8 protein-coding genes are annotated in these 10,225 nt (G+C 72.6%); 7 read left to right on the top strand and 1 reads right to left on the bottom strand.

Features of this window, described 5'->3' with window-relative positions; translation table 11 throughout:
* Positions 1-308: 308 nt before the first annotated feature.
* Positions 309-866 (top strand): RNA polymerase sigma factor, encoded by a 558-nt coding sequence (locus ACFWIA_RS32450; RefSeq protein ID WP_387010840.1) that lies wholly within the window; start codon positions 309-311, stop codon positions 864-866.
* Entirely contained in the window at positions 863-1,144 is a 282-nt protein-coding gene (locus tag ACFWIA_RS32445; protein WP_387010839.1) for a hypothetical protein, read from the top strand. Before ACFWIA_RS32450 ends, ACFWIA_RS32445 begins: the two co-directional genes overlap by 4 nt.
* A gap of 48 nt (positions 1,145-1,192) precedes the next feature.
* Here the strand turns inward: ACFWIA_RS32445 and ACFWIA_RS32440 are convergent, their stop codons facing one another.
* Positions 1,193-2,560: an amidohydrolase family protein gene (locus tag ACFWIA_RS32440; protein WP_387010838.1), complete on the bottom strand. Its 1,368-nt coding sequence runs from the start codon at positions 2,558-2,560 to the stop codon at positions 1,193-1,195.
* Positions 2,561-2,794: 234 nt separating this feature from the next.
* Here ACFWIA_RS32440 and ACFWIA_RS32435 point away from each other — a divergent pair, with 234 nt between their 5' ends.
* From ACFWIA_RS32435 to ACFWIA_RS32415, 5 genes are all read left to right on the top strand, one after another.
* A complete protein-coding gene (locus ACFWIA_RS32435; RefSeq protein ID WP_387010837.1) occupies positions 2,795-3,538 on the top strand; it encodes a helix-turn-helix domain-containing protein in 744 nt (247 codons plus the stop codon).
* Between the two features lie 60 nt (positions 3,539-3,598).
* Positions 3,599-4,909: a serine hydrolase domain-containing protein gene (locus ACFWIA_RS32430; protein WP_387010836.1), complete on the top strand. Its 1,311-nt coding sequence runs from the start codon at positions 3,599-3,601 to the stop codon at positions 4,907-4,909.
* A 193-nt stretch (positions 4,910-5,102) separates the two neighbouring features.
* A complete protein-coding gene (locus ACFWIA_RS32425; protein WP_387010835.1) occupies positions 5,103-8,030 on the top strand; it encodes a Na+/H+ antiporter subunit A in 2,928 nt (975 codons plus the stop codon).
* Positions 8,027-8,593 carry a Na(+)/H(+) antiporter subunit C gene (locus ACFWIA_RS32420; RefSeq protein ID WP_387010834.1) on the top strand — a complete coding sequence of 189 codons (567 nt, stop codon included), beginning with the start codon at positions 8,027-8,029 and terminating at the stop codon, positions 8,591-8,593. Before ACFWIA_RS32425 ends, ACFWIA_RS32420 begins: the two co-directional genes overlap by 4 nt.
* Positions 8,590-10,224 carry a Na+/H+ antiporter subunit D gene (locus ACFWIA_RS32415; protein WP_387010833.1) on the top strand — a complete coding sequence of 545 codons (1,635 nt, stop codon included), beginning with the start codon at positions 8,590-8,592 and terminating at the stop codon, positions 10,222-10,224. The genes ACFWIA_RS32420 and ACFWIA_RS32415 overlap by 4 nt, the downstream gene beginning before the upstream one ends.
* Position 10,225: the final 1 nt, after the last annotated feature.

The raw sequence follows: 10,225 nt of genomic DNA, 5'->3' as shown, positions 1-10,225 counted from the left end.
GTCCCACCCCCCCTCCCCGCCGCGTGCCGTGGCCCCCTGCGCCTGCCCGGGCGCCCCCCCGCCGCGCCCCGCGCCGGGGCGCGCCCCGCACGGGCGCAACCGGTCGCGGGCCGCGGCGCGTACCGTCGGGGACGGAACGCGGTGCCGGGGTGAATCCTTTCGCGGGTCCGGTGGCTCTCATGGGTGTGCCGACCACCCGGTGGGCACACCCCACCTGGAGGTAACCATGCTCGTCGGTGCGATCGTCACCGCTGCCGTGCTCGTCTGTCTGTGCACGGTGTACGCCCTGCGTCGGCGGGGGCGATCCCGTGGCTGACCGCAGCTGGCCCGGTGAAGGGCTGGTCCTGGCCGCGCAGCGCGGGGACGCCGGGGCCACGGCCGAGCTGGTCACCGGCTCCCATCCGCACGTACGGCGCTTCGCCCACTCGCTGTGCGCGTCGCCGGAGGACGCGGAGGACGCGGCGCAGGAGGCCCTGATCGTCCTCTACCGGAGGATCGGCATGCTCCGGGCCTCCGGCGCACTGGCGTCCTGGATGTTCCGGGTCGTCCGCAACGAGTGCCTGCGCCGGGTCCGGGCGCGGGTCCGAAGGGCGGACGCCCCCGCCCCCGACCCGGGCCTGCCCTCCGCGGAGGAACAGGTGTTGGAGCGGTTGGAGGCCCAGTGGGTGGTGGACGCGATCCTCGCGCTCCCCGCCGAGCAGCGCCGGGTACTGATCATGCGCGACATCCAGGGGCACAGCGGGCGGCGGACCGCCGAGGCGCTGGGCCTGTCGACCGCCGCGATGAAGTCCCGGCTGCACCGGGCGCGCAGCACCCTGCGGGAGCACCTCGCCGCGGCGGGTCCGGTTCCGGGGGACCCGTCGTGACGGGCGCCCCCACGTTCGCGAGCCGGTCCGTTCCGGTGCACCTGCTCCGGGGCCTGGTCGGATTCGGTGCGCTGGCGGCTTCGGTGCTCCTGCTACCCGTCACGGGGGCGTGGAGCCTGCTGCTCGCCCCGGTCGGTCTGCTGGCCCTGCGCGGCTGCCCGATGTGCTGGACGGTCGGCCTCGTGCAGACAGTCTCACGGGGACGGCTGCGGCGGTCGTGCACGGCCGGGCGGTGCGAGGTGACCGTCGCCGGCCGGACGCCCCCGACGCAGGGGTGAGGTTGTCGCGGCCCGGGCCGGGGTGACGCCCGGCCGGGGCCGCCCGGGTCAGTACCGAGGGGGATGGAAGCGTCCGCCCGGTTCGACGCCGGCCCGGGACAGTACGTGGTCCCGGGCGCCGTCGACCAGACCGACGACCCTGCTCTCGTCGACTCCGACCAGTTTCCCCCCGGCCTTCACCCGTCGTCCGGCGACCCACACCGAGTCGACCAGTCCCGGGTGTCCGGCCAGGACGACGGCACCGGCGGCGCTGTTCATCGGCGCCATCTCGATGCCGTCGGCGCGCAGCAGCACGACGTCGGCGTCCTTGCCCGGGGTGAGCGATCCGATCCGGTGGTCGAGCCGCAGCGCCTTCGCGCCGTTGATGGTCGCGAACTCGATGACGTCCCGCGTGTTCAGCGGAAGCTGCTCCTCCAGCACCTCCCCGCGTCGTGCGGCCCCGGCGTGCGCGAAGGCGCGTTCCACGAGGAGCACCGTGCGCATCACCTGGAAGAGGTGCCCGCTGTTGCAGGTGGCGATGTCGATGCCCAGGGTGGGGGCGAGTCCCGCGTCGAGGAGGCGTCGGGTGGCGGGCCAGCCGTGGCCCATCTGCATCTCGATCTCGGGGGTCATCGCCGCCGAACAGCCCGCGTCGGCCATGATCTGGAACTCGTCGTCCGCCAGCGAGTTGCAGTGCGCACAGACGACGTCGGGGCCCAGCAGCCCGTTGTCGGCGAGCCAGGCCACCGGGCGGTCCCGTCCCCAGGCGCCGTCGCCCACGTGCACCGAGATGAGGACGTCCAGCTCCCGGGCGAGCGCCCAGTCGTCACGGGTGACGTCCCGGGTGGCGTACTGGGGCCCGCGCAGCGCCATGCCCATCTGGACGAGTTGTTCGTCCGAGGAGAAGTGTGCGGAGCGCACCCGTCGGGCGTCGGCGGCGTTCGTCGGTTTGTCGCTGACCGGGAGCCATTCGTCGTTGGCGTTCCCGTAGCACATGACGAACCGGCCGTGGGTCTCCTTGAGCGCGGCCACGGCGGCGTCCGCGTGTTCGGGGGTGTTCATGTTGTGCGACCAGTCGAGAACGGTCGTGACCCCGGCGTTCAGCGCTTCGTAGGCTCCGGCCAGGTTCCCGGCGTAGACGTCCTGGGCACGGAAGTGTCCGCCGAGTTGCACCCGGACGCCGGCGAAGTACTGGCTGAGCGTCCAGTCCGCGGCGATGTTGCGCAGGACGGTCTGCCAGAGGTGGCGGTGGGTGTCGATCATGCCCGGCATCACGATGGTCCCGCTGCCGTCCACGATCTCGGCGCCGTCGGCGAGGAGACCGGGACCGACCGCGGCGATCTTGGTGCCTTCGATGAGCAGGTCCGCCCGGTCGAGGTTCCCGATGTTCGGGTCGACGCTGATCACGCTGGCGTTCTGGATGAGGGTGCGCTTCACCACGTTCTCCTCTGTGCTGCCCGAGCCCCTGTGCTGCCCTGGTGCGTGCCGTCACGGAGGCTGGGCTGTGGTGCGCCTCACGTGCGGCGAGCGTAGGAACCACCTCTCCGGACTGTCAAGCGTCACTGCACGCATCCCGTCGCCGCGGAGCACCGATCAGGGCATCCCTCCAGGGGGCGAGTCATTCGTACAGTCTCTCTATACACACCAGGTGTGCGGTCTAGACTGACGGGCGTGACTCACTCGACGCCCCCGCTGCCCCCGCCGCCCTCTCCGTCCGGCACCGCGGCGCTCGGCGGACGGCTCAGGTCGGCGCGGCAGGCGCGCGGCGAGTCGGTGCGCGGACTCGCCCGGAAGATCGGCTGTTCGGCGAGCCTGCTCTCCCAGATCGAACTCGGCAAGTCGGCCCCCTCGGTGGGTGTCCTCTACAACCTGGCCGACGCACTCGACGTGTCCACCGACTTCCTGCTGCGGCGGGAGCCCGACTCCGGACCGTCGGCCGGCAACGGCCGGTCCCTGCCCCCGGGTTCACCGGACGCCACCGGTCCGACCCCCGCCGCGGGCGCCCCGTCGCACGACGGGTTCCGCTCGTTGCGCACGCTCCCGCCCTCCTACCGGGTCCAGGTGCAACGGGCCGCCGACCGGCAGGCCGTCGACTTCGGCGGGGGCGTCCGCTGGGAGCGTCTGACCACGACCTCGCAGACCCTGGTGGACTTCCTGGAGATCGTGTACCAACCCGGCGGGTCGTCGGACGCCGACGACCACCCGGCGGGCCACGAGGGCTACGAGTACGGCGTGGTGACCGAGGGGGAACTGACCGTCCGGGTCGGCGAGGAGGAGTACCTGCTCGGCGCGGGCGACTCGGTGGCCTTCGACTCCACCGTGCCGCACGTCTTCCGGAACACCGGCGCGGTGGCCGCGCGCGCCGTCTGGTTCGTCCTGCACGGCACGCGCGGCCTCCCCACCGGGCCCTCCTGACCCGACGGTGGCGCCCGGCCACGAATGGCAGGCGCGCAGCGGACGTGCGACGCTCGCAGGGTGAGCCCGACCAAGGACCGCGTGAAGTGGGGGGCGACCAAGGAGTACACCGGGACCTTCTCGTGCTGGTGGAACCGGTCCCGGCAGTCGGTGGTCATGTCCCGACACCGCGAGGCCGAGGCGGAGATCGACCGCCGGGTCCTGGACTACATGCGGCGCCGCCACGTCCCCGGCATCTCCCTGGGCATCGCCCGGGGCGAACGGCTCTTCCTCGCCAAGGGGTACGGATGGGCGGACCAGGCGCTGTCGCACGGGCCGGCGGGGCCGCTCCGGCTCCCCGTCTCGGCGCAGCCCGAGCACCTGTACCGCATCGCCAGCATCTCCAAGCCGATCACCGCCGTCGCCGTGATGACTCTCGTCGCGAACGACCGACTCCATCTGGACGACCGGGTGTTCGGTGCCGACGGCGTCCTCGACGCCCGGTTCCCGATCCCCGTCGCGGCGCCCGACGCGGGGAGGTTGCGCAAGATCACCGTCCGCCACCTGCTGGAGCACACCAGCGGGTGGGACCTCGGCGGCGACGACGACGTGATGTTCGTGAACGATCCGGCCGGACCGCAGCTCAGCATGGACCAGGACGAGCTCATCACCTGGGTGCTGGCCCACCGGGCGCCGGCCGCCGAGCCCGGAACCACCGCGCACTACTCCAACTTCGGGTACTGCGTCCTGGGCCGCGTCATCGAGACGATCAGCGGACACCCCTACGCGACCTACGTCCGGGCCGCCGTGCTCGACCCGTGCGGCATCGCCGACATGCGCATCGCGGCGAACGAACGCCTCGGCCGGGCCCCCGGCGAGGTGCGGTACTACCCGAACGGCACCGGGACCTCCGACCCCTGTCACCGCATCGTCCCGAACAAGCCCTACGCACTCAACGTCAGCCGGATGGACGCGCACGGCGGTTGGGTGGCCTCGGTGGTCGACCTCCTGCGGTTCGCGGTGCGCACCGACGGGTTGTCCACGGTCGCCGACCTGTTGACCCCGACCGGACTGCACACCATGACCACCCCGTCCGCCGCCGACGCCTCGCGCGGGCTCGCCTGGGAGATCCGCACCACCTACGAACTGATCCCGGGCCCCTACCCGCCGCGGCTGCGCCGGCTACGGACCTGGGGACACCGCGGCCTCATGGTGGGCACCCTGGCCCATCTGCTGATCCGCGACGACGGGCTCGCCCTCGCCGCGCTCGGCAACAGCCGCCCGGGCGAGGACTGCTCCGCCACCGAGTTCGTGGAGATGCTGGAGGACATCGCCGAAACCGTGTCGGGGTGGAGCTACTGGCCGGTGTACGACCTGTTCGCCTGTTACTGACCGCGGACGGGGCGAGGGAACCGGTCCCCGAGGAAGCCGCCCGCCCGTGCACTGGGCCACAGGAGGGCACCTCGGCGGGGCTCCCGGGTGTTCCGGCGTGCCGGAACGCCAAAAGGGCCCGCGGCTTATAGCTATGTTTCATGAGTGATGTCCCTCGCGTCGCCCGGCGCGGTCCTTCGGCTCCCGGGGCCGTATGGCGGCGCTGATCCTCGCCCACTTCCTCCTCGCCGCGTGCGCCGGCCCGCTCGTCGGACGGCTCGGGACACGGGCCTTCCTGGTGCTGGCGGTCCCCCCCGTCGTCACCGTGGTCTGGGCCGCGACGCAGTGGGGCACGGCCGCGCGCGGCGGTGCGGTGTCCTGGTCGGTGGCGTGGCTCCCGGCGTACGAGGTGTGGATCGCCCTGCGGTTGGACGCGCTGGCCCTGCTGATGGTGCTGCTCGCCGCCGGGGTGGGGGCGCTGGTGCTGCTGTACTGCGTGCGCTACTTCGACGACCGGACCCCCCTGCTCGGCCGGTTCGCGGGCAACCTGCTGGCCTTCGCCGGTGCGATGCTCGGACTGGTCCTCGCGGACGACCTGGTCGTGCTGTACGTCTTCTGGGAGCTGACCACCGTCTTCTCCTACCTGCTGATCGGCCACGGCAGCGAACGCAAGCAGAACCGCCGGTCCGCCCTCCAGGCGCTCACGGTGACCACGCTCGGCGGGCTGGCGATGCTGGTCGGCTTCCTGATGATCGGTCAGGAAGCCGGCACCTACCGGATCTCGGAACTGCTGGCGGACCCGCCCGCCGCCTCCACCACCCTGTCCGTGGCAGTGGTCCTGGTACTGCTGGGGGCGCTGTCGAAGTCGGCGATCTGGCCGTTCAGCGTGTGGTTGCCGAACGCGATGGCGGCGCCGACGCCCGTCAGTGCGTACCTGCACGCCGCGGCGATGGTGAAGGCGGGCGTGTACCTGGTGGCGCGGCTGGCGCCCGCGTTCGCCGACGCCCCGCCCTGGCGGCCGATGCTGCTGGTGCTCGGCTCGGTGACGATGCTGCTGGGCGGGTGGCGGGCGCTGCGCCTCGGCGACCTGAAACTGGTCCTGGCGTACGGAACGGTCAGCCAACTCGGCTTCCTCACCGTGCTCGCCGGTGCCGGCAACCGGGACGCCGCGCTGGCCGCCGCGGTGCTCGTCCTGGCGCACGCGCTGTTCAAGGCGCCGCTGTTCCTCGTCACCGGCATCGTCGACCGCGCGACCGGCACCCGCGACCTACGGCGTCTGTCCGGAGTGGGCCGGGCGCTGCCCTGGGTGGCGGGGACGGCGGTGGTCGCGGGCGCGTCGATGGCGGCGCTGCCGCCGTTCCTCGGCTTCGCCGCGAAGGAGGCGGCCTTCGAGGCGCTGCTGCACGGCGGCACGGCCGACCGCTGGGCGCTCGCTGCGGCGACCGCGGGTTCCGCGCTGACCTGTGCCTACACCCTGCGCTTCCTGTGGGGTGCGTTCGCCCGCAAACCGGGGCTTGCCGACACTCCCGTCCGTCCGGTGGGCGCGGCGTTCCTCGCTCCCCCGGCGTTGCTCGCCCTGCTCTGTCTGGTCTTCGGGCCCGGGGTGTCCTGGTGGAACGGGCTGCTGGGCGCGTACGCGTCGGCCTTCCCCGAGCCCGCGCATCCCTACGTGCTGGCGTTGTGGCACGGTCCGGGCACGGCACTGCTGCTGTCGGCCGTGGCCTGGGCGGGGGGCCTCGTGCTGTTCCTGATGCGCGAACCGGTCACCCGGCTGTCCCGACGGATCGCCTGGCCCACCGCCGACCGGGTGTTCGGCCTCGGGCTGCTCGGCCTGGAACGGCTCGCCCTCCAGGTCACCGGCTTCTTCCAACGCGGGTCCGTCTCGGTCTACCTGGCGACCGTGCTGAGCGTGCTGCTCGGAGGTCAACTCGCCGTGCTCGTCGTGGACGAACCCTGGGTCGGGGCGTCGCCGCCCCGGCTGTGGGACTCCGGCGTCCAGGGGGCGATCGCCCTGCTGACCTGCACGGCGGCCCTGTTGTGTCTCCCGGTGCAGCGCCGGATGAAGGTCGTGGTGCTGGCGGGCCTGACGGGATACGGGACCGCGCTGCTGTTCGTGGTGCACGGCGCCCCGGACCTGGCCCTCACCCAACTCTGCGTGGAGACCGTCTCCCTGCTGGTGTTCGTGCTCGTGCTGCGTCGGATGCCGATCTACTTCCAGGAGACGATCAGCCGGCGGCGGCTGCTGATGCGGGTGCCGCTGGCGCTGGTCGCCGCGGCGGTCGTGGCGACCGCGCTGTGGGTGGTGGCCGCGGCACGGATCGCCCCGCCCGACGGTGCGGCGCTGGTCACCGCCACCGCCGGGCTCGGCGTGAAGGACGTGGTGGCGACGGTGCTGGTCGAGTTCCGGGCCTGGGACACCCTGGGCGAGTCGGCGGTGCTCGCGGTCGCCGCGGTGGGCGTGACGAGCCTGATCTACCTGCACCGCAGGGCCGGCACCGCGGAGGCCGCAGAAGCCCTGGCGGTGCCCGGCACGGCACCGGAACCCCTCGCACCCACCTCGCCCGCCGGGCCGACCGCGTGGTCGTACGGTTCCCACTTCGTCACCCGTGGACCGGTGGCGGAGGACACCGCACCCGAGCGGACCTGGCTGGCCGCCGGGCGCACCCTGGCCCCCGAGTACCGGTCCGTGGTCTTCGAGGTGGTGGCCCGGCTGGTCTTCCACCCCATCCTCGTGCTCTCCGTCTACCTGTTGCTGTGCGCGGAGAACCTGCCGGGCGGCGGGTTCGTCGCCGGGCTGGTGGCGGGGCTCGCGATGATGGCGCGCTACCTGGCGGGGGGACGTCATGAACTCGCCGACGCCGCGCCGGGCCATCCGGGGCTGCTGACGGGCCTGGGTCTGCTGCTGTCCACCTCGGTCGCCGTCATCGGGCTGCTCGACGGCGCCGTGCTCCACCCCTTCTCCTACGACGGGCACCTGCCCGTCCTGGGCCACTTCCACCTCGGCACGCCGGTGTTCTTCGACACGGGGGTGTACCTGCTGGTCCTCGGGGTCGTGTTGGACATCGTGCGGGCGCTGGGGGCCCGGGTCGACCAACAGATCGAACGGGCGGCGCACGAGGTGGCGAAGGGGGCCGGGCCGTGACGGTCAGTCTGACCCTGTTGGTGACCGGCGCACTGTTGTGCGCGGTCGGCGGCGTCCTGCTGCTGATGCGGGCCCTGACCCGCATCCTGACGGGCGCGGTGATCCTGAGCAACGGGATCAACGTCCTGATGCTGACCGCCAGCGGTGCGGCGGGTGCGGCGCCGCTGCTGTACCCACGGGTGGACCCGGCGCGGGTCAGCGATCCCCTGCCGCAGGCGATCGCGCTCACGGCCATCGTCATCACGCTCGCCACCACCGCGTTCCTGCTGGCGATGGCGTACCGCAGTCAACGGGTCAACGGGACCGACGAGGTCATGGACGACATCGAAGACCGCCGGGTCGCCCTGCGCGCCGAGGTGCAGGAGCAGCGGTCCGCGCTGCGGGAGCGGCACGGACCGCGGGGGCGGGGGCCGGAGGGCGACCGGGACGCGTACCGCTCGGAGCGCCGGCGGCTGCGGGGCGTGCTGCGGGAGGACCGGGCGCTCCAGGCCCGGGCCCGGGACGCTTCGGGTGACCTGTGGAACGACATCCTCGGCGAGGACCCCGAGGAGGTCGCCCCGTGAACGCGTTGGTTGCGCTGCCCGTGTTGTTGCCGCTGTTCGCCGCCGGCTTCGAACTGGCCCTCGGCACCCGGTTCCCGCGTGCCCAGCGGGTGGTCGGCGTCGTCGTGCTGACGGCGGTGCTGGCGCTGTCGCTGGCGATGCTGGTCGCGGCCGACCGGGACGGTCCGCTGGTGATGCACCTGGGGGACTTCGCTCCGCCGGTCGGCATCAGTCTGGTCGCGGACCGGCTGTCGGCGCTGATGCTGACGGTCTCGGCGGCGGTGACGCTGTGCGTCCTGGTGTACTCCATCGGGCAGGGCATGGCGGACCGCGAGGACCAGTCCCCGTTGGCCGTCTACCACCCGGCGTACATGGTGCTGGTGGCCGGAGTGTCCTGCACGTTCCTCGCGGGTGACCTGGTCAATCTGTACGTCGGGTTCGAGATCATGCTGGTGGCGAGCTTCGTCCTGTTGACCCTCGGTGGTACGGCGGCGCGGCTGCGGGCGGGGGCGACCTACGTCCTGGTGTCGTTGGTCTCCTCGATGGTGTTCTTCACCGCGGTGGCGTTGACCTATGCGGCGGCGGGCACCGTCAATCTGGGGCAGTTGGCGGTGCGTCTGGCCGAACTGCCGCTCGGGGTGCGGACCCTGCTGGAGGCGACGCTGCTGACCGTGTTCGCCGTGAAGGCGGCCGTGTTCCCGCTCGCCGCGTGGCTGCCCGACTCGTACCCGACCACTCCGGCCCCGGTCACCGCGGTGTTCGCGGGGTTGCTGACCAAGGTCGGGGTGTACTGCGTGCTGCGGGTGGAGACGCTGTTGTTCCCCGGCAACCGGCTCGGTGACCTGCTGTTGGTGGCGGCGCTCGCCTCGTTGGTGATCGGGGTGCTCGGCGCGGTCGCCCAGACCGATCTGAAACGGGTGCTGTCCTTCGTCCTGATCAGTCACATCGGCTACATGATCTTCGGTATCGGGGTCGGCACCCGGGCGGGGCTCGGCGGGGCGATCGTGTACGTCGTCCACCACATCACCGTGCAGACGGCGTTGTTCCTGGTGGCCGGGTTGATCGAGCGACGTACGGGCACCACGGAGCTCACCCGGGTCGGCGGTCTGGCCCGGGCCGCGCCCGCGCTGGCCGCGCTGTTCCTGCTGCCCGCGCTGAACCTCGCGGGGATTCCGCCGATGTCCGGGTTCATCGGCAAGCTGCAACTGTTGCGGGCGGGCGTGGCGGACGCCGGGGTCCTCGCGTACGCGCTGGTGGCCGCCGCCTCCCTGACCAGTCTGCTGACCCTGTACGTGATGGCGAAGGTGTGGAACCTCGCCTTCTGGCGGGCCGCTCCCCCGGGGCGTCCGGCGCGGGGCACGGTGTTGGAGGAGACCGACCCGGGCGACGACGGGGCCGACTCCCCCGAGGAGAGCGACGCGGCCCGCCGGCCGGCGCCCGCGGGGCAGGCGGTGACCGCGACGCTCTCGGGCCGGGCGATCACGACCACCACCGACCGGCTGCCGCGCAGCATGACCTGGGCGACCGTGGCGCTGGTGCTGCTGTCGCTGGCCTACACGGTGTGGGGTGACCCGTTCACCACCCTCACCGAGCGGACGGCGGCCGAACTCCTGGAACGTTCCCCCTACATCGAGGCGGTGCTCGGCCGATGAC

Source organism: Streptomyces sp. NPDC127068 (genome assembly GCF_042724695.1).
GTDB lineage: Bacteria > Actinomycetota > Actinomycetes > Streptomycetales > Streptomycetaceae > Streptomyces.
The sequence above is the reverse complement of the archived record's forward strand: the minus strand, read 5'-3'. Positions and strand labels throughout refer to the sequence as shown.

What these genes read in the sequence shown, in the direction of transcription:
- ACFWIA_RS32425 (WP_387010835.1), top strand. Translation starts at nt 5,103, where the DNA reads ATGGCGGCGCTGATCCTCGCCCACTTCCTCCTCGCCGCGTGCGCCGGC.